Origin of the sequence: Paraburkholderia phymatum (assembly GCF_038900715.1) — a bacterium.
GTDB lineage: Bacteria > Pseudomonadota > Gammaproteobacteria > Burkholderiales > Burkholderiaceae > Paraburkholderia > Paraburkholderia phymatum_A.
Genome location: NZ_JAYMRZ010000002.1, coordinates 432364 through 454683, shown reverse-complemented (window position 1 = coordinate 454683; position 22320 = coordinate 432364). Strand labels below are relative to the sequence as shown.

General features: G+C 62.9%; 18 protein-coding genes and 1 pseudogene. 10 read left to right on the top strand and 9 right to left on the bottom strand.

All coding sequences use genetic code 11. The features are described 5' to 3' along the window. Positions 1-63: 63 nt before the first annotated feature. Together dapA and VSR68_RS05370 are read right to left on the bottom strand one after the other, a co-directional pair. Positions 64-948, bottom strand: a complete 885-nt coding sequence (gene dapA, locus VSR68_RS05375; protein WP_342938797.1) for a 4-hydroxy-tetrahydrodipicolinate synthase — start codon at positions 946-948, stop codon at positions 64-66. A gap of 1 nt (position 949) precedes the next feature. After that, complete coding sequence (locus VSR68_RS05370; RefSeq protein ID WP_342938796.1) at positions 950-1192, bottom strand: hypothetical protein; 243 nt, start codon at positions 1190-1192, stop codon at positions 950-952. Between the two features lie 453 nt (positions 1193-1645). On the opposite strand from VSR68_RS05370, the gene VSR68_RS05365 reads away from it, so the two are divergent. Further along, on the top strand, positions 1646-2794 hold the full coding sequence (locus VSR68_RS05365; RefSeq protein WP_342938795.1) for a porin: 1149 nt from the start codon (positions 1646-1648) through the stop codon (positions 2792-2794). A gap of 30 nt (positions 2795-2824) precedes the next feature. Here the strand turns inward: VSR68_RS05365 and VSR68_RS05360 are convergent, their stop codons facing one another. Further along, positions 2825-3442 carry a Crp/Fnr family transcriptional regulator gene (locus tag VSR68_RS05360; RefSeq protein WP_342938794.1) on the bottom strand — a complete coding sequence of 206 codons (618 nt, stop codon included), beginning with the start codon at positions 3440-3442 and terminating at the stop codon, positions 2825-2827. Positions 3443-3727: 285 nt separating this feature from the next. Here VSR68_RS05360 and VSR68_RS05355 point away from each other — a divergent pair, with 285 nt between their 5' ends. After that, entirely contained in the window at positions 3728-5371 is a 1644-nt protein-coding gene (locus VSR68_RS05355) for a fatty acid--CoA ligase (protein WP_342938793.1), read from the top strand. Positions 5372-5460: 89 nt separating this feature from the next. Here VSR68_RS05355 and VSR68_RS05350 read toward each other — a convergent pair whose 3' ends face one another. Together VSR68_RS05350 and VSR68_RS05345 are read right to left on the bottom strand one after the other, a co-directional pair. Next, entirely contained in the window at positions 5461-8193 is a 2733-nt protein-coding gene (locus tag VSR68_RS05350; protein ID WP_342938792.1) for a LuxR C-terminal-related transcriptional regulator, read from the bottom strand. Between the two features lie 214 nt (positions 8194-8407). Next, positions 8408-9739 (bottom strand): PLP-dependent aminotransferase family protein, encoded by a 1332-nt coding sequence (locus tag VSR68_RS05345; protein ID WP_342938791.1) that lies wholly within the window; start codon positions 9737-9739, stop codon positions 8408-8410. 90 nt (positions 9740-9829) lie between these two features. On the opposite strand from VSR68_RS05345, the gene VSR68_RS05340 reads away from it, so the two are divergent. Continuing rightward, the gene (locus VSR68_RS05340; protein WP_342938790.1) at positions 9830-10426 is read left to right on the top strand and encodes a DJ-1/PfpI family protein; all 597 of its coding nucleotides are present in this window, start codon (positions 9830-9832) and stop codon (positions 10424-10426) included. A gap of 83 nt (positions 10427-10509) precedes the next feature. Here the strand turns inward: VSR68_RS05340 and VSR68_RS05335 are convergent, their stop codons facing one another. Then, positions 10510-11301, bottom strand: coding sequence for a hypothetical protein (locus VSR68_RS05335; RefSeq protein ID WP_342938789.1), 792 nt, complete (start codon positions 11299-11301; stop codon positions 10510-10512). A gap of 250 nt (positions 11302-11551) precedes the next feature. On the opposite strand from VSR68_RS05335, the gene gcvA reads away from it, so the two are divergent. Both gcvA and VSR68_RS05325 read left to right on the top strand, forming a co-directional pair. Beyond that, positions 11552-12460 (top strand): transcriptional regulator GcvA, encoded by a 909-nt coding sequence (gene gcvA / locus VSR68_RS05330; RefSeq protein WP_342938788.1) that lies wholly within the window; start codon positions 11552-11554, stop codon positions 12458-12460. 67 nt (positions 12461-12527) lie between these two features. Beyond that, positions 12528-12898: pseudogene (locus VSR68_RS05325) on the top strand (dihydroxyacetone kinase subunit DhaK); the annotation flags it as partial. A 52-nt stretch (positions 12899-12950) separates the two neighbouring features. On the opposite strand, the gene VSR68_RS05320 reads toward VSR68_RS05325, so the two are convergent. After that, positions 12951-13916, bottom strand: coding sequence for a PDR/VanB family oxidoreductase (locus tag VSR68_RS05320; protein ID WP_342938787.1), 966 nt, complete (start codon positions 13914-13916; stop codon positions 12951-12953). Between the two features lie 250 nt (positions 13917-14166). Between VSR68_RS05320 and VSR68_RS05315 the strand changes: the two genes are divergently transcribed. From VSR68_RS05315 to nadC, 5 genes are all read left to right on the top strand, one after another. Beyond that, positions 14167-15513 carry an MFS transporter gene (locus tag VSR68_RS05315; protein WP_342938786.1) on the top strand — a complete coding sequence of 449 codons (1347 nt, stop codon included), beginning with the start codon at positions 14167-14169 and terminating at the stop codon, positions 15511-15513. A gap of 46 nt (positions 15514-15559) precedes the next feature. Further along, positions 15560-16552 (top strand): ABC transporter substrate-binding protein, encoded by a 993-nt coding sequence (locus VSR68_RS05310; RefSeq protein ID WP_342938785.1) that lies wholly within the window; start codon positions 15560-15562, stop codon positions 16550-16552. A 101-nt stretch (positions 16553-16653) separates the two neighbouring features. Then, positions 16654-17724, top strand: coding sequence for a porin (locus VSR68_RS05305; RefSeq protein WP_428983457.1), 1071 nt, complete (start codon positions 16654-16656; stop codon positions 17722-17724). 87 nt (positions 17725-17811) lie between these two features. Further along, the gene (locus VSR68_RS05300; RefSeq protein WP_342938783.1) at positions 17812-18399 is read left to right on the top strand and encodes a MarR family winged helix-turn-helix transcriptional regulator; all 588 of its coding nucleotides are present in this window, start codon (positions 17812-17814) and stop codon (positions 18397-18399) included. A 137-nt stretch (positions 18400-18536) separates the two neighbouring features. After that, positions 18537-19424, top strand: coding sequence for a carboxylating nicotinate-nucleotide diphosphorylase (gene nadC, locus VSR68_RS05295; RefSeq protein ID WP_342938782.1), 888 nt, complete (start codon positions 18537-18539; stop codon positions 19422-19424). A gap of 116 nt (positions 19425-19540) precedes the next feature. Here nadC and VSR68_RS05290 read toward each other — a convergent pair whose 3' ends face one another. Together VSR68_RS05290 and VSR68_RS05285 are read right to left on the bottom strand one after the other, a co-directional pair. Then, on the bottom strand, positions 19541-20713 hold the full coding sequence (locus VSR68_RS05290; RefSeq protein ID WP_342938781.1) for a Gfo/Idh/MocA family oxidoreductase: 1173 nt from the start codon (positions 20711-20713) through the stop codon (positions 19541-19543). Positions 20714-20729: 16 nt separating this feature from the next. Then, positions 20730-22061, bottom strand: a complete 1332-nt coding sequence (locus VSR68_RS05285; RefSeq protein WP_342938780.1) for a Rieske 2Fe-2S domain-containing protein — start codon at positions 22059-22061, stop codon at positions 20730-20732. Positions 22062-22320 lie beyond the last annotated feature (259 nt).

Below are 22320 nucleotides of genomic sequence, written 5' to 3'. Positions count from 1 at the left end.
GCTGCGTCGTCATCCGGAGCATCGTGCTTCGGCGCGCGCAGCGTGATGTCGATTCGATCGAGCCTACTGCACGGCCACCGCGAACTCGGCTCGCAGGTCTTGCAGCACCGCGAAACTTTGTCTTAGTTGCTCGACCAGTTCGGCTGAAGCCGGCGTGAGCGGCATTCGAACTTCGTCGGAGATGCGGCCTTCGAGTGACAGCATCGACTTGATTGCCGATGGATTGGGCGCAGCGAACAACAGTTTGATCACAGGCTTGAGCAGGCTGAAAATGCGGCGTGCCGTATCGCCGTCTCCAGCCTGCATCAGCGAATGCACTTCGACGAGCAGATCCGCGCACACATGCGCGCTCGCAAGAATGCCGCCGTCCCCGCCCGCCGCGAGACAGTCGATGAGCGCTTCGTCCGTACCGCACAGCACGTTGATGGGCAGATCGCACAGCGCGTCGAAGTGACGGCTCGCGCACGCCTTGATGGCCACGATGTTTTCGCATTCCGCTAGCCGGCGAACCGTGTCGGGCTCGATCGATACGCCCGTTCGGTGAGGCACGTCGTAGAGCACGATGGGCCGCTCCGTTGCACGCGCAATCTGCTCGAAGTGCCGTGCGATGCCCAGCTGATCCGGGCAGACATACGCGGGCGCGGAGACCAGAAAGCCTGTCACGTCCCAGCGATCGAAGCGCTGGATTTCTCGCACGAACTCGCGCGTATCGAATCCGCCGACGCCGACGAGTACGGGCAAGCGGCCCGCGACGACGTCGCCGATCGATTGCAGAACCGTGACGCGCTCGATCTCCGAAAGAAGCGCGGCTTCTCCCGTCGTGCCCAACGCGACGATACCGGCGATACCTGTGCGCGCGTAGTGCTCGGTAAGCGCCTGAAGCGCTTCCACATCGACTTCGCCTGATCGAAACGGCGTAACGAGCGGAAGCCAGATTCCCGAATACATGTCAGCCCTCCGTGCGCATGCCGACGCGCGTGATGCGGCCGATCGTCGCTTCGGACAATGTTGTGATCAGCGTGTGGAGAGTGAAGTCGAGGTCTTCGGGTGCAATGTTGAAATGCACGCATACGTCGTTGCGCGATACCTCGGTATGCGAGACGTAGACGCCGAGTGGGGAATGGAACAGCGTTGCGAGATTGGTGCGCAATCTTTCGGGTTGCGTGCCGGTGAGAAGAACTTCGAGTCGCACGCGCGGGGCGCGCAGAGGAACGACGTTGGAGCGCGATCGGGGTTGGATATCCGGGACGGTGTCGTGTCGGGTGAGAACTTGTGCGAAGCCCATATCGTTGAGTCCAGCTTCAGTTAGTCGAGACGAACCTAGCGTAGCGCCACGCGAATAAAGTTCGCGTAAAAAAAGCGCCTGCGCGCGAAAAATTATGGCGATCTATATGGCGCGTTTACTCGTCAGCGTCGTGTCTTTACACCGATTTTAGAAGCGGGCCGCAAGGTTCTCCGGCTTCGACGTCCCAGGAACCGCCCGCCGCCAATTGTAATTTTTCTGGCAGTTGCCGCGATTATTTCCGGGCAACGTGTGGGTGTGGCGCGAAGCGCTGATTGCCGCGAGTCGCGATTGCGATGAAATTGCCGTCGAGCCCGAACATATTACGTAGCACGACATAATCATAATGGTTGGAGACGATGCATGATGAAGGCAAGGAGAGTGTTCTGCAAAACCGCCCGGAGAGGCGGAATATTGGCGGGCGTCATATCGACAGCGACGCTTTACGCTGTTCCAGCGAGTGCGCAATCGCTCGTGACGTTCTACGGTGTTGTCGATACGGGCATTCGCTACACGACTCACGCGAACCCGAATGGCGATTCGGCTATTCGACTCGCTAACGGCGGAGCGACCGAGAGTACTTTCGGCTTCAAGGGAACGGAAGATATTGGCGGCGGCACGAAGGTGGTATTCCAGCTAGAGGATCGGTTCTTCCCGAACTCCGGTGTAATCGATCCGGCTTATCCGTTCTTCAATACGGCTCTCGTCGGCGTGCAGTCCAGCAGCTATGGCAAGCTGACGATGGGTCGTCAGCTCAATCCGCTTTCCGATGCGGTACTGAGCGCTTTCGTCACTAACCCGTGGTTGCCGACCTTTTATCAGTTTCGTCCGGAAGTCATGATGGCGCAGGGCGTATGGACCAGCAACATGGTCAAGTATGCAGCGCGATGGCAATACCTGACAGCCGAGGTGTCGTATGTGTTTGGCGGCAATGCGGGCGCGTTCGGCGCGGGTAGTCAGATCGGCGCGTCGCTTCTTTATTTGCCCGGCGAACCGCTGCGTCTTGGTGCCGCGTACCTTGATTCGCGCGACGCGGTCAACTCGTCGGCGCACCTCAAATCGTGGACGGCGGGTGGCTCATATTCATTCGGCAGCACCACGGTGATGGCAGGCTGGGCAGTGAACCGGCAGGACAACGGCTTCGTCGGCAATTTCCCCAACGGGCCGTTTAGCCAGCCGGAACTGACCGCGCTGAAGTTCAATACATTCAGCGCCCGCAAGATGTTCTTCGGCGGCGTCACGCAGCAGATAGGCGATACAACGCATCTTTCGGCCAACGTGTGGCGCACGATCCAGACGGGGAAGGCACAATCCGGCGACGGGAACTCGACGCAATTCCAGCTCGTTGCGGACTACAACTTGTCTAAACGCACGGATACGTATCTCGAAGCCGACTACTCGCTATATCGCGGCGGAATGGTCGGTGCGCAGTTCCAGGGCATCAATGGCTTGAGTTTCGCGTTCGGTACGACGCAACTGGGCATCATGGCCGGCTTGCGTCATATGTTCTAGGCGAGCGGAACCTGGCGGGAGCGATCGGTGTCATTCCTGAAAAGAGGACAGCACGTCTTTCGAGCAGATCTCGATTCGACCATAGCGGAGTGCGATCGCTCCTTTCTCCGCCATCGCCTTGAGTTCCAGCGAGAGCGTCTGTCGCGTGATACCGAGCATCATCGCAAGCGTGTCCTGCGAGACATCGACATTAGCGCGACTCTGCGACAGCATCGTCACGTCACCCGATGCGAGCAGCAGCAGCCTGCGGGCAATGCGCGCGCGCGTCGAATGCAGCGTTGCGTCTTCGACCATGCGATAAAGCCAGTTCATATGGATCGACTGCAATTCGGCGATCGCGCGGAAGAAGACCTGATTCTTCATCAACTCGTCGAAGGCCCGTGTCCTGACGACGAACAAGCTGGATCGTTCGAGCGCGACGACATCGCGCAGCCGCGGATGTCGGGCTGCCATGCTCGTTTGCCCAAACCAGTTGCCGGCCTCGACGACGGCGAGAATCGCTTCCTTGCCGTCTTCGCGAAGCGTGCAGGCCTTAAGCCTGCCGCTTTCGAGGCCGAAGAATCCGTTGGGCGCGTCGCCCCGGCGGAACACGTACTCGCCGGCATGCAGCGTGATCGGCTCGCACAAGCGCATGAGCGCCTCTTGCATTGCAAGCGGCAAGGAACTGAACCACAGGTTTGTCCGCATTGCTTCGGACGTGTTCGTCATGAGCGCCATGTGAGTCGATGAAAGCACTAGTCGCCATGCAGGCAGGCGTGGGGATTTCCTGCAAGGCATTGTCGCCAGGCGGGCGCATCTTGTGGCTCCCCCGTTCAGGGGATGTCGCGTCCCTCCGAACAATCCGATCATGGCCTCACTCGGGACGCACCAGGCGCGACAAGCATCGAAGGACCTGTGCGTACCCGACCCATCACCCGACATGAGGAGACATCGATGCAGGACGCCGGGCACGATTCGACGCCATCACCCTACGCTTATCCGCTGCTGATCAAGCATCTGCTGCATACGCCGTTCGTTCAGGCGCGCGACCAGGAAATCGTCTATCGCGGCGAGTTGCGGATGACCTATACGACGCTGCGCGAACGCATCGCGCAGCTCGCCAGCGGCCTGCATCGACTGGGTGTGCGCCACGGCGCCACGGTGGCCGTGATGGACTGGGACAGTCATCGCTATCTGGAGTCGTACTTCGCGGTTCCGATGATGGGCGCCGTGCTTCAGACCGTCAACGTGCGGCTGTCGCAAGCGGAGATCGCCTATACGATCAACCACGCGGGCGCGGAAGTGCTGTTAGTCCACACCGACTTCCTGCCTGTCGTCGAAGCGATCAGGGATCAGCTTCACTCGGTCCGCACTTTCGTATGGATCGACGAACCGGGCAGCGACGCGTGCGCGCACACCATTCCGTTCGCGACGGAATACGAGGCGATGCTCGCGGCAAGCGCGACGAGCTACGACTTTCCCGACTTCGACGAGAACACTCGCGCGACCACGTTCTACACGACGGGAACGACGGGCTTGCCCAAGGGTGTGTACTTCTCGCATCGACAACTGGTCCTGCACACGATCACGCTGATGGCCGCGCTGTCGAGCCCGGTATCGGGCCAGCGCTTTCATCGCGGCGACGTCTACATGCCGCTCACGCCGATGTTCCATGTCCACGCGTGGGGCATGCCCTATATCGCGACGATGCTCGGCGTGAAGCAGGTCTATCCGGGCCGTTATGTGCCCGAGCGTCTCGTGCAACTGGTGCGCGACGAAGGCGTCACGTTTTCGCACTGTGTCAGCACGATCCTGCACATGCTGCTTTCGTGTGACGAAGCGAAACATGTCGACCTCAGCAAATGGAAGATCGTGATCGGCGGCGGCGCGCTGCCGCATGGTCTCGCGCGCGCCGCGCTCGATCGCGGCATCGATGTCTTCACGGGCTATGGCATGTCGGAAACATGTCCCGTGCTGAGCCTTGCGCAACTCCAGCCGCAGACGGAGCCGCTCGATCTCGATGAAGAAGTGCGCCTGCGCTGCAAGACCGGTTATCCCGTGCCGCTCGTCGACATGCGCATCGTCAACGAACACATGGAAGACGTCGAGCATGACGGCAAGGCATACGGCGAAATCGTCGTGCGCGCGCCGTGGCTGACGCAGGGCTATCTGAACAATCCGGATGCGTCGGCGCAACTGTGGGCAGGCGGCTATCTGCATACGCAGGACATCGCGAACATCGACACGACCGGCAACGTCCAGATTACCGATCGCATCAAGGACGTCATCAAGTCGGGCGGCGAGTGGATTTCTTCGCTCGAAATAGAAAGCCTGATTTCACTGCATCCGGGCGTTTCGGAAGTCGCGGTGATCGGCATCAAGGACGACAAATGGGGCGAGCGTCCCGTTGCGCTCGTGGTGCTCAGGCAGGACGCGGTGGTCACGGAAGACGACGTCCGGCAGCACGTGATGGGCTTCAGCAAGACGGGGCAGATCTCGAAGTACGCGGTGCCGCAGATCGTCAAGTTCGTGGATGCGCTGCAGAAGACGAGCGTGGGCAAGACGAACAAGAAGTGGTTGCGCGAGCAGTTCGCCTGACCCTCGCAAGGCGCGAACGCGATGAGCATCGAGGAATGCAGCGTCGCGAACGCGGACAAAGTGAGCGGAAGATCGAGGCCCAAATCGCCTCAGCCGGCCGCAACCAGTCCCAACGCCTGCGCGCGTGCAACGGCCTGCGCGCGCTTGTCGACATCGAGCTTCGCGAAGATGTTCTTGACGTGCGTCTTCACAGTCTCAGGCGCGATCCCGAGCGTGCGCGCGATTTCCTTGTTCGATTGCCCTCGCGCGATCAACTCGACGATGCTGCGCTCTCTCGTGCTCAACGGCTCGCGGCTGCTGTCGCGGTCGGGTGTCGCGCCGGGCTCGTACAGCGCTCGCGCGCCATCGAGCAGACGGTCGATATACGCGATGGTGTCCTTCGTCATCGATACGGCGCACGTGTCGTCGCGTGATGCTTGCAGCAGCTGCCTGATTTCCGGCCCCTGGTCGAGAATCGAGCGGTAGATGTCGCGATTGGCGTTCAGCACGTCGCGAAAGATCTCGACTGCGCGCGCCTGGTCGTTCGCGCGCAGCCAGACGAGTGCGAGCACGGTGCGCAGGCGTAACGCGAGGTAGTCGTTGTGCCGGCTTTCTACGCTTCGCAACGCGGACTCGAGCGACTCGACGGCTTCCTCTGTCCGCTGCTGCGCCATTGCCAGCGACGCAACCGCAACCGCGCGGAAAGTCTCGATTTCCGGTGACGCCGGTTTCGAAGCGGCGGCGCGCGTGTCCACCAGCCGATCCAGTTGAGCGACACACGCCGACGCTTCCGTGATCCTGCCCTCCCGCAGATAAAGCCGTGTGCGTTCCGCATGGACGCCCGCGATCATCCGGTCCCATCGCCGTGTGTAGCCGAGTGCCAGCGCGTGATCGAGCAGTGCATAGGCCTGCTCGAAATCGGCGCGCGAGATGGCGATGCGCACCAGCACCCGATACGCGAAGAACGTGCTGTCGAGCAGAACCGCGAGGTCGATGACGGGCATCAGGTCGACGAGCAGCGCTTCGGCTTCGTCGAGCCGCCCCTGCTCGTACCAGATCTGCGCGATCATCGGCGTGCAGAGCGCGGCCGCAATCGACTTCGGGCCCGAATGCCGCTCGGCGAGCTGGATCGACTCGGTGAAGTAGCGTTCCGCAAGCACGAAGTGCATCTGCTGCATCTCCGCGTGACCAAGCAGGCACAACCGGTAGACGGATGCGAACACATTGCGGTGGTCGTCGTAGATGGAATCGGGAATCCACGGCGTTGCATACAGCGCGCCGAGGTTGCCAGCTTTCCAGTGCCCGAAGCGCACGACGTTGGATGCAACGTTGGTGGTCCAGCTGTCAGCGGGCGGATGCTCGAGACAGTGTTGCGCGATGTCGAGCGCGCGCGGCGCATCGTCCTGTAGCCCGGCGATCACCGAGCGGATCGCCCGGCATTCCCAGCCGATCCTTTCGGCGGTCTCGTCCGTGCGTGTGCTCGCGTCGCGCTCGATGTCGCCGAGCATCGCGAGCGCTTCGTCGAAACGCATCGCGAGCGCCATGCCCCATGCGATCGCGAGCGTGACCTTGACCTGTCCGCGCATCAGATGCGCCGGGAACTGGCGCTGCCAGCCGAGCAGCGTGAGCAGGTCGCCTTTCGCGACGAGCGTCCTGGCGCAGTGGCCCATCAGGGAGACGGCGTGTTCCATGTCGCCTGCGGCTATCGCATGCTTGACCGCATCCGTCCATTGTTTCTGTTCGGCGTACCACTGGCATGCGCGCCGATGCAGACCGGCCAGTTCTTCGCGATGCTGGGTTTCGAGCCGACGCAGCAGGTACTCGCCCATCAGATGGTGATAGCGAAACCAATGTCCTTCGATGTCGAGCGGGTCGAGCAGCAACTGGCGCGCGGCGATCGTGTCCAGCAGGCCTTGCTCGGCGGCGATGCCCGTGACGGCTTCGCATAGCGGCGCGCACAGGCGATCGAGTATCGACGTGCGCAGCATGAAGCCGACCATGTCGGCCGGCAGGCGCTTGAGCATGTCTTCGAGGTAGGCCGCGAACGGCCGCGAAGCACCGGACAGCGGGCTCACGTCCTGAGCGGACCGGCCTTCGTCACGCGAGAGCACCGACGCGCAAATGCGCAGCGCGGCCGCCCAGCCTCCCGTGCGCGCGAACAGCGACTTGACGCTGCCCGCGTGCAAGCCGCCGGGGCATTCGTGTTCGACAAAGCTGCGCGTTTCGTCGAAGTTGAAGCGCAGCGCGGCGGCATCAACTTCCAGCAGATCGTTCTTCGCGCGCAGTTGCGCGAGCGGCAGCGGAGGATCGGTGCGCGTGCAGAGCACGACATGCGTGTTCGACGGGATATTCTCGATGAAGTACGACATCGCATCGTGAATCGCGGGCAGGCTGATCGCGTGATAGTCGTCGATGAACAGATACACCTCGTCGTCGACCTCGACCAGTTCATTGATCAGCGTCGATACGATCGACTGCGTGGGCAGCAGCGATGCCTCCGTCGTCAGGCTGATCGCGGACGCGCCAACGCTGCTACACGCGTTGCGCAATGCCCGCGCGAGATGATGGAAGAAGCGCGCGGGCTCGTCGTCGTCGCTGTCGAGCGAAAGCCAGGCGATGAAGGCGCCGCTTGCCGTCAGCCGGTCGAGCCACGTGAGCGCCAGCGATGTCTTGCCGAAACCGGCAGGTGCCTTGATAACCGTGAGTCGTTTGGATTGCGCGTTGTCGGCCAGCGCGACGAGCCGCGGCCGGTCGATCAGGCCGGCGGGCAGGCGCGGTGGACAGACCTTCGTCGCGAGGATGAGCGGCGGGCTCGTGGTGGGCACCCGTTCTGTCACGTGCATCGGCTGCTCCTCGCGTTCCCGTTGAATCTGACTGTCATTTTTTCTGTACTTGCGATCGCGCTCCCGTGTCACGGGCGATTGCGCTGCGTTACGTCGAGACGCCACGCATGCCGTGTGGCGTTCGTTGTCTCCTGCGAGATGATACGCCCAACGCTTTCGAATCAGGGGACGTGTCCGCTGCATCGGAGCTGAAGAGCAGCGTCGCGAGTCGCGGTCAGTAGGTATGGTCGGCGACAACCCGTGCCACGGTTTCCAGAGAGCGCCTGAGCGTGTCGAGATCGACGGAGCCGAGCGCCAGCCGGATGGCGTGAGGCACATGCGCCGACGTCGAAAACGGCTGCGCCGTCGACACCGAAACCCGCTCGCGCATCAACGCCATCGCAATCGTGTCCGCGCGAACCTCCGGCGGCAGAGGAAGCCAGACGAAGTACGACGCCGGATGGCTGATCCGCTTGATCCGGCCCAGGACCTCCGTGGCGAGGCTTTGACGTATCCGCGCGTCCCGCCGCTTTTCGGCTTCGAGCCGGTCCACGGTGTCGTCCTCCATCCAGCCGCACGCAATGGCCGTCATGGTCGCGGGCGTGTTCCACGTCGTCGCCCTGATCGTCCGTTCGAGCCTGGCAATCCATTCGCGCGGCGCACAGACGAAACCGACGCGCAGCCCGGTCGCGACACTCTTCGACAGGCTCGACACATACACCGTTGTCTCGGGAGCAAGCGATGCCAACGGCGGCGGCGCGTCTTCGGCCAGGAATGCGTAGGCCGCGTCTTCGATGAGGATCAGTCCGTGGTGTCGAGCGAGGGCGACAAGCTCGCGACGCCGCGTCGCGCTCATCACCCAGCCGAGCGGATTGTGCAGCGTCGGCATCGCGTAGACGGCGCGTACTCGCCGTCGCTTGCACAGGGCCGCCAGTGCATCCAGATCGGGTCCGCGCCCAGCGGCCGGGATCGGCGCAAGCTCCAGACGATTGGCCTCGGCGGCCAGCTTGAATCCCGGGTAAGTCAGCGCATCGACGGCTACGACGTCGCCGGGCTCGAATAGCGCCATGGCGGTCGTCGTCAGTCCATGCTGCGCGCCGCTCACGAGCAATGTGGTGTCGGCGGTTGCGGGCACTCCACGGCTGGCCAGATGACGCGCGACCGTCCTCCGCTCGTGCTCGCGCCCGCCGTGCGGCTGATATCGAAGCAGGGACTCCAGATCACCTGCTGCCGCAAGCTGACGCAGCGCGGCCCTGAGAAGATCGGTCTGGCCCGGCGCAGACGGATAGTTGAAGCTCAGGTCGACGATGTCCGTGCTCCACGCATGCAGGTCGATGCCCTGACCGCGAGGCAGAGGCTCCTTGACGAACGTGCCGCGGCCGGCTTCGCCGCTCACCAGACCCATTGCCTGCAGCTCCGCATAGACGCGCGTGGCCGTGACCAATGCGAGGCCTTCGCGCGCAGCGAGGTCGCGGTGAGTCGGCAGACGCGTCCCGGGACGCAGGCGGCCTGCACGGATGTCGGCCGCGAGGCGGTCGACCAGTTCCTTGTAGCGGGGCTGAGGCATGCCTGAATGTATCCATGACAATTATTTGATTGTATTGATTGTCGGCTCTACGATGAAGCGATCCAACGTCTCCACCCGCACGAGGACGCCATGCACATCGCCATCCTGACCTTTGAAGGCTTCAACGAACTCGACTCGCTGATCGCATTCGGCATCCTCAACCGGGTCAAAAAGCCGGGATGGCGGGTGTCGATCGCGAGTCCGGCCGCGAAGGTGCGTTCGATGAACGGCGTGGTGCTGGAGGCGCAAGCGTCGCTGAAGGACGCTTGCGAGGCCGACGCGGTGCTGGTCGGCAGCGGAATACAGACCCGTGACGTCGTCGGCGATGCGGCGTTGATGTCGCAATTGAAGCTCGATCCGGCGCGCCAGCTACTGGGCGCGCAATGCTCGGGCACATTGATACTCGCGAAGCTGGGTCTGTTGAACGGTGTGCCGGCCTGTACTGACCTGACCACCAGGCCGTGGGTCGAAGAAGCGGGTGTGGCTGTGCTGAATCAGCCGTTCGTGGCGAGGGGAAACGTCGCGACGGCAGGCGGCTGTCTGTCGTCGCAGTATCTGGCGGCGTGGTTCATCGCGCGTCTGGACGGCGTCGAGGCTGCGCGCAGCGCGATTCACTACGTCGCGCCAGTGGGAGAGAAGGAGACGTACGTGACGCGCGCGATCGCGAACATTTCGCCGTTCCTCTGAGACGTCTCACGCCCTGAGAAGACGCGGCCGATCGTGCCGTGCGCGTAGTTGCGTGAACGATTGGAATCGCGATGTTCGCCGATTCATTGCACTCGCGCTGACTCCGCAGGCACGGTGGCGGGGACGCGCATCCGGTACAGGGAGACGGCTTGTATCGCGAGCGTGCAGAGAATCGCGCCGCCGTATGCGACGAGCAGATTGAACCGCGTCAACGTCAGGCCGAGCACATAGAAAAACGCGGCGAAGGCGAGAAGTCCCGCCACCATGCCGCGCAACACTTGCTGCGCGGCTGCATGGCCCATCATCCGATGACTGAAAACGGCAAGAATGATCCCCATGAACGGGAAGGACGCGAGCACGCCGCTCGCTTCCGGTCCGACGTAAGGCGCGGTCAACGTCACGCTGACGACGAGGCCGGCGATGAGCGCCATACGCGTCGGCAGATCCCACCACGGCGCATCGAGCCTGCCGGTCTTGGCTGCCGTATTGGGGATGGCGCTGAGCGCAAGCATGGCGGCCAGGATAGCGACAAGAAAGAGGCCCGTTTCCGGGAGCGCGATGTGTTGCAAAAGACCGGCGACGATGGAAAACGTCGCGCAAGCGCCGGCGAGGGCCACAGGCCATCCCTGGGCCGCCAGTCTGCAATAGACGAAACAGAACGCCGCTTGCGCAGCCGTCGCGACGAGCGACCCCGCCGTAGCCTGCGCGGCAAACGCAGATCCATGCTCGAGCGTCAGGAAAAGCGAGATCGGCCCCGACGTCAGCGGCAGCGCGACCACCAGCCCGCCGATCGCCTCGCCCCAGCGGCGAACGGCCATAGAAGCACCCAACAGCAACAGCGGCGTAACGATGAGCTTGAAAGCAAGAAGATTCATGATTTGCGAACAATGAAAAGGATGCCGGCTCTGGAGGCCGCGCGCGGGGCGAATCCGCGGCACAGGCAAAGCGAGTGTGGTTCCGACGACAACGACATCACCCACCCGGGCGCGACCGAAGCGCCAGCCGGTACATCCGGGCCAGGGGCGCGTCCACCGCTTCCGTATGTAGATATTGAGGGCCGCCGCCCCGGCTGACAAACCATTTGTCGTCATATAATGCGTGAGCGAAACTCACACGTATCTATCTATGTTCGACCGGCTTCCCCCTCTGCAAACGCTGCGCGCCTTCGAAGCAACCGGGCGGTTATTGAGCATGACGCTGGCGGCGGAGGAACTGCACGTCACGCACGGCGCGGTGAGCCGGCATATCAAGACGCTCGAAGAGCATCTCGGTGTCGCGCTGTTTCAGCGCCTGACCCGGCGGATCATCCTGACGGAAGCCGGGGCTGAGTTTCTGCTGGTCGTGACTCGCGCGCTGGGAGAACTGACGAGCGAGGCCGAACGCCTTCGTGCGCATGACAACGTCGCGCGCCTGAAGATCAACGCCAGCGTTTCGTTCGCGAACAAGTGGCTCGCGCCACGGCTGCATCGGCTGAAGGCGCTGCACCCGGAACTCGACGTTCACCTCGACGTCACCGACACATATGTCGATCTCAACGACAGAGAAGTGGATGTGGCGATACGTTACGGGAGCGGTCGCTATCCGCGCGTCCTCGCCGAGCGGGTTCTGGAAGAGACCGTGACGCCCGTTTGCAGTCCCGCCTATCGGGAGAAAATGGGGGGATTGTCGTCGGTGGCGAGTCTCGCCGGTTGTACCTTGTTGCACGAGGACGGCATGCTCGCGAACTGGGAGCAATGGTTCGCGCTGACGGGAGTCAGCAGCGTGCGTAGCGATCGCGGATCGGCGTACAGCCACGGGAGCCTGGCCATCGAGGCGGCGATTCGTGGCGAAGGCGTCGCACTGGGACGCAGCGTGATCGTGGCGGACGACATCGCAGCCGGACGTCTGGTTGCTCCATTCCCGCAGTTTCGCCTCAAGGCCGAGCGTGGCCATGACCTCGTCTATCGCATCGGCAGCCGGGACGATCCGAAAGTGTGTGCGTTGCGCGACTGGCTCGTCGATGAAATACGGCTGTTTCTTGCGCGCGCGGGTTGAACGTCGAGCGCTCGCAGGCACGTGACTGGGCGAGCGCTACGGCCTCGAACAGTCGGAGTCCGAAGGAATCGAGGTCGGCGCAGGAATTCATGGCGAACGTGGGCTGCGATGCGCGCGTTTTGCCGCGACCGATGCTATTGCCGAAGCACTGCTGACCGCGATCGTCGCCGGCCTGAAGCCAGCGAGTGGCCCGGAGTTGCCGGTCCTGATCCACCGGTTGGGCGGTACGGCGCTCGGCGAACTGTACCCGTCGATCAATTCCGCCCGCTTATGGTTGCAACAGCGCGATCTGAAGATCTCGCGCGTGCAGGCCGGTTCGCTGACGACCTCGCTGGAAATGGCGGGTGCGTCGATTAGCTTACGTTGTGCTGGACGACGAAATGACCGCGGCATTGGGATAGTCCGATGCATACGCCGTCGCAGAGGTGGGGGTTGTAGCGGCTATCAGGCTTTGCGCCATCGAAAGGTGCGCCGATGCCGCGTTGCGTGTTCAGAGATCCAGCACCAGCTCCGCCGACTTTGCGCGCGAAACACAGACCATGATCTGAGTTTCCTTTTCGTCGTCGCGCAGTACGAGATCGCGATGGTCGGCTTCTCCCGAGCATAGTCCTGTGCGGCATGACCCACAGGTGCCGCTTTCGCACGAGCTTGGCACTCGCACGTTCGTGGCGCGCAGTACGTCGAGGATCGAGCGGTCGGCGGGGATTTCCAGAGAAGTGCCGCTGCGCTTGAGCCGAACCGTAAATGGGGTACTTTCCCGTGCATTCGCGTTGCTCGCGCCGAAGCTCTCGAAGTGCACGGTGCCGGACGGCCAATGGCCCGTCATGTCGCGCACGGTGTCCATCAGCGCTTGCGGCCCGCAGCAGTACACGTGTTGCGCCGACTTCGACCGTTCGAATACAGGCCAAAAGTCGAACGATTTCGCCAGCTCGCCGAAGTCGTGGTGAATCGTTGCCGCCGGGCGCCACTCTGCGTCGCTGAGTTCGTCGAGAAACGCGGTGCCCTCCGGATCGCGGGCCAGATAATACAGCTTGAACTGCCTCAGACCTTCCGCGCGGAGCTGGCGCGCCATCGACAGCATGGGCGTAATGCCGATGCCTCCCGCGACGAGAATGAACGATTTCGCCCGCTCGTCGAGCGGAAACTCGTTTCGCGGCAGCGAGACCTCGATCACGTCCCCTGCGGAGGTTTCGTCGACGAGGCTCATCGACCCGCCTCGCCCATTGCTGTCCCGCTTCACCGCAATGACGTAGCGATCCCGCTCCTGCGAGTCGTTGCAGAGCGAATAGCTGCGACGCGCGCCGTTGGGCACGACGACGGTCAGATTCGACCCCGCTTCGAACGGCGGCAACAGGGCGCCCTGCGGGTCGGTTAGCTCAAAGCGCCAGATGTCGCGCGCAATTTTCTCCTTTTCTGCAATCTTCAGATGCAGAAAACCGCCTTCGGGGGTGGTCATGTCCGTCTCCTTCTGCTCGACTCGTTTCGCTACCATGGATCGTATCTTATTGCTAGAGATCTAATTACGCAAGTTGATCCACCGCAAATTTTTGGTCGGTATAAACCCCCACTTGCCAGCGTAATCGAGGACCCGTAGCCTAATTGCTAGACGTCTAATTATGCGGAACGCGGACACAATACCCCTCATCGGGAGGGATAGCCTGTCGGTTTACGTAGACAAAAAGTCTGAAACCAGGAGAGCCCCGGACATGACAGATTCAACGTTGAGCTACGAGGATGCGCCCCCGCTTCGAGTCGCCGATTCGGCGGTCGTCGAGGCGACGTATCGCAAGGTCACACTAAGGTTGATGACCTTTCTTTTCTTTTGCTGGGTCCTGAACTATCTCGATCGTGTCAACGTCAGCTTCGCGCAGTTGCAGTTGAAGCACGACCTTGGCCTGAGCGATGCCGCGTATGGGCTCGGCGTGAGCCTGTTTTTCATCGGCTACATCCTGCTGGAAGTGCCGAGCACGCTGCTGCTCAGGCGCATCGGCGCTCGCCGGACCGTTACGCGAATCATGCTGCTGTGGGGCGTCATTTCCACCGCCATGGCGTTCATGACCGCGCCCTGGCAGTTCTACCTCGCCCGGACGCTGCTCGGCGCCGCGGAGGCGGGCTTCTGGCCAGGGATCATTCTCTATCTCTCGTACTGGTATCCGTCGAAACGCCGTGCCCGTATCACATCGCGATTTCTGCTCGCGATTGCCGCCGCAGGCATTATCGGCGGCCCGCTTTCGGGGCTGATCCTCCAGAACTTCATGGATGTATGGGGCTTTCGCAACTGGCAGTGGCTGTTCTTTCTCGAAGGCTTGCCTGCCGTGATTGCTGGCGTGGTCGCGTGGTTTTACCTGACGGACAGGCCGCAGGACGCGGCGTGGCTCACGGATGAGCAAAAGCGCATCGTCACGGAGGCGCTCGAGGAAGAGCACCGGCAGAAGCCGCACGACGCGCCGAGCCGTCTGCTCGTCGCGCTGCGCGACCCGCGGGTGTATGTGATCGCCGCTGGCTGGGCCACGGTGCCCATTTGCGGGACCATCCTCAATTACTGGACGCCTACCATCATCAAGCAGGCGGGCGTCTCCAACATGTTGCAGATCGGCTTGCTGTCCGCGCTGCCATACATCGTCGGCGCGGTCGCCATGCTGCTGATCGCGCGCAGCTCCGATCTGCGGCTCGAGCGCCGTTGGCACTTCGTGTTGTCGACGACAGCGGGCGCAACGGGCGCGGTGCTGCTCACGATTCTCACGCACAACTCGGTTGCCGCAATCGCGTGCCTGAGTCTCGTTGCCGTGAGCTATTTCGCGGCCGCCGCCATCATCTGGACCATTCCGCCGAACTACCTCAAGGGCGAGGCGGCTGCGGGCGGAATCGGCGTCATCAGCAGCCTCGGGCAGGTGGGCGCGTTCTTCGCGCCGATCGTCCTCGGCTGGGTGAAGAGCGTCACCGGCAGCTTCTCGGCCGGCATCCTGCTGGTCGCGGCGCTCGTTTTCATTGGCGGCATCGCCGTCTTCTTCGGCGTACCGCGCGAGCGGCAGGCGCCTCAGTCCGGCGCGTGACGATGCACGCGACGGATCGCATTTTGACAGTCAGACAGGAGCAGGAATGAGCAAGCTTCAACTTTCGATCGCCGTGGGCAATTACGACCGGATGCGGCCGCTGATCGACGGCGACGTTCAGATCGACGGCGTCGATCCTGTGTTCATGCTGCAGGACCCGGAGGAAATCTTCTTTCGCGCGTTCCGGCACGCGGATTACGACATTTGCGAGCTTTCGCTCAGCAGCTATTCGGTGAAGACGGCCGCGGGCACCTCGCCTTACATCGCGGTGCCGGTGTTTCCGTCGCGCGCGTTCCGGCACAGCTCGATCTACGTGCGTTCCGACCGTGGCATCGACCGGCCCGAGGACCTGAAGGGCAAGCGCATCGGTGTGCCGGAATACCAGCTCACGGCCAACGTGTGGGTGCGGCTCTTTCTCGAAGAGGAATATGGCGTGAAGGCTTCGGATATCCGCTGGGTGCGCGGCGGCTACGAGGACCCGACGCGCGTCGAGAAGATCGCGCTCAAGCTGCCGGAAGGCGTCGTGCTGGAAAACGCGCCCGAAGGGCAGACGATCTCGAACCTGCTCGCCGACGGCGAGATCGACGGCGTGATCGGGCCGCGTGCGCCGTCGTGCTTCGAGCGCGGGCATCCCAAGGTCAAGTATCTCTTCGATGACCCCCAGCAGCGCGCCGCCGAGTGGTACGAGCGCAGGAAGCTCTTTCCGATCATGCACACGCTCGGCATCCGCAAGACGCTGGCGGAGCAGCATCCGTGGCTGCCGGGCGCGGTCGCGAAGGCGTTCGAGCACGCGAAGCAGGTGGCGCTCGCGCGTTTGAGCGACACCTCGGCGACCAAGGTGACGCTGCCGTTCATCGAAGACCAGTTGCGCAACGCGCGACGCTTGATGGGTTCCGACTTCTGGTCGTACGGATTCGCCGGCAATGAGCACGTGATCGACCGCTTCCTTGCGCAGCACCATGCCGAGGGCCTGTCGAGCCGGCGCCTTCAGCCCGCTGAGCTGTTCCACCCAGCCAGCCTGGAAAGCTTCAAGATCTGACCTCCCGCGGTAGTCCTGGCGTTGCGCATCCGTTCGTTGACGGTTGCGCGACGCATGTGTGGAAGGGGACAACTCAATATAATACGGACTCCAAAATACAAATGAACATGAAGGGACACACATTCCCGCTCGCGTGCGGCGGGCTGCTGGCGCTCGCCTGCACGGCGGCTCATGCGCAAAGTTCGATCACGCTGTACGGCATCGTCGATGCGGGCGTCGAATACGTCAACCGGGTGCCCCAAGGCAAACAGACGGGCTCGGTGATCCGGGAGCAGTCGGGCAATCTTGCCGGATCGCGCTGGGGGCTCAAGGGCTCGGAGGATCTTGGCGGCGGCTACAAGGCCGTGTTCACGCTCGAGGGCGGATTCAACGTGAACAACGGAACGCTCGGCCAGAGCGGGCGGCTGTTCGGCCGTAAGGCGTTCGTCGGCCTCGCGACACCGTACGGCACGCTCACGCTCGGGCGTCACCAGAATCTGCTCTACGAGCTGATGTACAAGTACGACGCGCTGACGTTCAATCCGAGCTATTCCGCGCAAAGCATGGACAGCCAGTTCGTGAACCGCGCGGACAATTCGGTGCGCTACGGCGTGCATCTCGGCGACGTGACGTTCGCGGCGCTGTACAGCACGGGCTTCGACTCGACGATTCCAAACGGCGCGAACGTGCCCGGCGCGACGAAAGTGGGCCGCGAGATGAGCGCCGCGGTGCTGTACGACCGTGGGCCGTTCAGCATCGGCGTGACGTACGACCAGTTGCAGGGCACCTCGATCGCCACGCAGAGCAACACGCAGCAGCGCGCGCTGTTCGGCCTTTCGTACGACATCGGGCCTGTCAGGGCGCTTGCGGGCCTGCGCTGGCTGAACACGCGCAACACGGACGTGCCGCCCAGTTCGATGCTCTATTGGGGCGGCGTGACCTGGCGAGTGAATACGCCGCTCTCCATTTCCGCCAGCGTCTATCACACGCAGTTTCGCAATCCGCACGGCGGCCCGACGATGGGGGCGTTGCTGGTCGACTACGCGCTCTCGAAGCGCACCGATGTGTACGCGGAAGGCGCGTATGTCTCCAATCGTTCATTTTCCAATGTCGGCATTCGGGGGACGGGCGTGGACATCGCGCCCGGCATGGATCAGGCGGGCGTCACGGTGGGCATTCGCCACACCTTCTGAGCGGCGGGCGCTGCAGAACAGTGCCTCTCGCGCCGGCTAAAGCGCTATGATTGTCGCCAGTCTGATCACAATAACGGCGAGGAAGGTATGGCAGCAGGTACTTCGGGAAAGGGCGGGGTCGCGAGCGAGGACCCTATCCTGCGGCACTGGCGCGAGGCGGTGCCGGATGATCGTCTTGCTCACCTGGTGAAGGATGCGGGCCGCGCGATGATTCGCGGTCTGCAAATGCGCCTGGCGCAGCACGAAGTCTCGTTCGGCCACTGGGCGTTTCTGCGTGTGCTGTGGGTCACGGACGGGCTCACGCAGAAGGAACTCAGCGACGAGACGGGCACCACGACGCCCACCACGTTCAGCGCGGTGTCGGCAATGGAAAAGCTCGGGTATGTCGAGCGCCGCTATGCGCCCGGCAATCGCAAGAACACGCACGTCTATCTCACTCCGCGCGGCCGGAGCCTGAAAAAAAAGCTTGTTCCGCTTGCGGAAGAAGTCAACGAGATCAGTGTCGCCGGATTGAAAGCGACCGAGATCAACGTCGCGCGCAAGGTCCTGCTGACGATTATCGAAAACATGGCGCGCGACGAAGCCGAGTCGAGCGATCCGGCGCGCCGCATTCCGTCAACGCGGGAAATGGGCAACCTGATCGCTGCGCGCGGCGAGGAGTACGAGAGCAACTGAGGCCAGTGGTTTCATGATTTCGCAGGTCGTTTGCCAGGTTCCATTTTATTAAATCTCTAGTAATATTGACGGCTACGCATAAGGCGTGGCAGCAGGTGGCTTCACGCTGCTTTCCCGCTCAATATAGGGACCCTGAAATGGATGCAATGACCCGTGCGGCCATGACGCGCAATGTCCGCGAAGCGCTCGCGGAAGATGTCGGCGATAACGACTGGACTTCACAACTGATCGACGCCGCCGGTTCGGCCGAGGCGGTCCTCACCGTGCGCGAGGCCGCGCTCCTGTGCGGCAGGCCGTGGTTCGACGAAACGCTTTTGCAGACGGACCCGCGCATCACTGTCGAATGGTTCGTCGGCGAAGGCGAATGGATGCGCGAAGGGCAGGCCGTGTGCAGGATCGCCGGGCCCGCGCGCAGCATGCTTACCGCCGAGCGCACCGCGCTCAACTTTCTCCAGCTGCTTTCGGGCGTGGCCACGGCAACGCACGCGATGGCGCGCATTGTCGAAGGCACGGCGGCGCGCATTCTCGATACGAGAAAAACGCTGCCGGGACTGCGCCTCGCGCAAAAGTACGCGGTGCGCGTGGGCGGTGGAGAGAACCATCGGCGCGGACTTTACGACGGCATTCTGATCAAGGAAAACCACATTGCAGCGGGCGGCGGCATTGCGCCGACGATTCGCGCCGCCCAGGCGCTTGGTGCGGAAGTGCCGCTTCAGGTCGAGGTGGAAACGCTCGACGAGCTGGCGGAAGCGCTGGAATCCGGCGCCAGTTCGATCCTGCTCGACAACTTCTCGCTCGATGCCATGCGCGAGGCCGTGCGTGTCAACGAGGGGCGTGCCAGTCTGGAGGTGTCGGGCGGCGTCACGCCGGAAACGCTGCGCGCGATTGCCGAGACGGGCGTGAATCGCGTTTCCATGGGTGGGCTCACGAAGAACGTGAGGGCAGTCGATTTTTCGCTGCGCTTTGGGGCTTACGTCGGGGCGGACGTCGCGCAGCGCGACGTGGCGCGCGAGTGCGCCGCATAGCGGTGGTTCAGTGGATTGGTGGATCAGTGACGTTCGCACAGAAGTAAAAAAGCCTTCGCATGCGAAGGCTTTTTTGTTGCCGACGGTTGGCGGAGCAGCACGTCGATATCAAAGTATCAGAGCAGGACGTCTCCGCCTGCCTCGCTCGACTTCAGTATGGCGAGGCAAATTTCCAGCGTGCCCTTTGCCCATTCTCCGTCATGAAGGGGCGGTCGTCCTTCGACAACGGCGCCATACAGTTCGTCGATGACCTCGGCGCGCGGCACGGCGGGGCGCGAAAGCGGCAGCGTCTCGCGCCGCTCGCCGTACACGACGATCGAGTCGGGCAAGGGTCGCAGGTCCGCGCGTTCGCACGAGACGATGACGGGACCGAAATGCTGATGAAACCGCGGCGGTTCGTCCGCAGCGGCGCCAGGCGCTTTATATGCCGATCCGCCGTACGTGCCGGCAGCCTTCAGCCTGGCTTCGTCGTTCGACGAGGCGAGCGTCGCCAGACGCCTGCGGGCATTGCCATACGCGTCCGGGCTCGTCTGGTCGCCCATCTCGCCGATCCAGCCCGTCCACTCGTCGCTGTTGAAATGGCCGTATCCGTTGTAGGAGAGGGACGCGTAAGCGCCGTTTTCGAACCAGATCAGCGCGGAGTACGCGCCTTCCGTGGGGCGCGCCGGGTCCCACCGGCCGACGCTCGCACGCAGCCGAACCGCGCGAGAGCCGGCGAGCATGCGCACGATATCGACCTGGTGAGCCGCCTGGCTGAAAACAGCGCCGCCGCCTTCGGCCGTCATCAGCTCCTCGGGCCGGCGCGGCCGGTAGAGGTAGTCGGTGTAGTTGACCGCCTGGATCATCTTCACCGCGCCGAAATCGCCTTCCCGGATCAGTTCGCGTGTGCGCAGATAGGGCGTGTCGAAGCTGTGGCAATGGCCGACGATCAGATGCACGTTCGCGGCGCGGCACGCGGCGATCATGCGTTCGCAGTCGGCCGCGTCGAGCGCCATCGGTTTTTCGACCAGCACGTGTTTGCCTTTCGCCGCGGCAATTTCCGTGTGCTGCGCGTGGAACTGATGTGGGCTCGCCACGTAGACGACTTCCACGTTGGGATCGTCGGCCAGTTGCAGCACGTCTGCGTAGGTTCGCGCGTCGAAGTCGGCGGCGAACTGCCGCCGCGCTTCTTCACGCGGATCGCACGCGGCAACGAGCTGGACTCTCGGGTCGCGCAGGAAGGTGGGCAACATCAGCGAAAACGCCCGCCCGAGTCCTGCTACCCCAATGCGCAAGCGGCGATCTTCCATGGCCTTGGGCCCTCCGTTATTGCGAGACCTGATAGTCGGTCGCGACTACGGCTGACTGGTCGTCGGGCAGCGCATGCTTCGCGCTGACATAGCGGGCCTCATAGGTGCGCCAGTCGATTTCCTTGGACACGACTGCCTGATACGAGCAGACGTCTTGTGCAATCGCTTTCGCGCCCGTGCCGATCGCTTCGTCACCCTGCTGGAACTCGGCGAGCGCGTCGAGCATGCGCCGGCGGAATTCGACGATGGCGAGATCGCTCGCGCCGAGACGCTCGTCCGAACGGTTCGCGATCGGGCCCATCGTGACCCACATCGCGATGTCCTGGTTCGGGAAGCCCGTGATGCCAGTGAAGTTTCCGGTCGCCATCGCCGCGCGGTCCTGCCAGAAGCGGTTCTCGTGATTGCGCAGCGGACGGTAGCGTTCGTCCAGATCGACACCGACCTGCTGACGCAGGAATTTGCGCCACGTTTCGGTTTCAGGCGTGGTCGCCGGATCGCCCCATGCGATGAAGTAGAACGCGGTGTTCGTGTCGTCCATCGGCACGTTGATGTTCGCGACGTTGTAGAGATTGTTCGGCGGAATCAGCACGGTTGCAGGTGCAACGAATACCGTGGAGCGCACGTAGTCGTGCGTGTTGGCGTTGACGATCGGGCGGCGCAGCGCGGCGTAGCGAAAGCCGTAACCGGTGCGCTCGACCTGCAGGCGCGGCGCCTTGTCGGTGGAGGGACGCAGCCAGTTTTTCGAAGTTGCCTCAGCGCCGCCAACGCGCGCCGGCACGAAGTCTGACGAATGAAGGCTCGAACTGTGCGCGGAATCGATCGCGCCTTCGAGAATCTGCGCCCAGTTACAGGGCAGCAGCGCCTTTGCGATGCTCACGCGGGTGTCCGCGCTCGGCGCCCACGCGGGCGGAACGAATTCCGGCACGGCGTCCTGCGGGCCCATGTATGCCCACACCATGCCGCCCCATTCGTGAGTCGGAAAGGCTTTGTGCTTGACCTTGTCGGTCATGCAACTCGAAGCGGGCTCGGACACCATTTCGATCACGTTGCCGAGCACGTCGAACTTCCAGCCGTGGTACAGGCAGCGCAGACCGCAGTCTTCGTTGCGGCCATAAACCAGCGACGCACGGCGGTGCGGGCAATACTCGTCCATCACGCCGACGCGGCCTTCCGTATCGCGGAATACGACCAGATCCTCGCCAAACACGCGCGCTTTTACCGGCGCGCCGTCCGGCTCGCTCACTTCCTCGATCAGGCAGACGGGGGTCCAGTGGCGGCGCATCAACTGCCCCATCGGGGCATCGCCTTCAACACGGCACAGCAGTTCATTCTCTTCATGGGTCAGCATGTTTGTCTCCCGGCGAGAGGTCGCCTTCATCAACAGGTGTTGCCAAAGTCTATTAGATATCTAGTTAAAATGGCAAGCCTGTTTGCGGGGGCTCCGGGTAATTACGGACGCGTTGGAGCGCGAGAACGGGCGGGGATAGGGGGCCAGCCAGAGGAGCAATAGTGGTGCCGGTGTCGCGCGCCAAAGCGGGGCGCTACGCCACAATGGAGCGAGGCGGCCAGAAAATCGGCTTCGTCAGCGCGGGGTGCGCGCATGATGT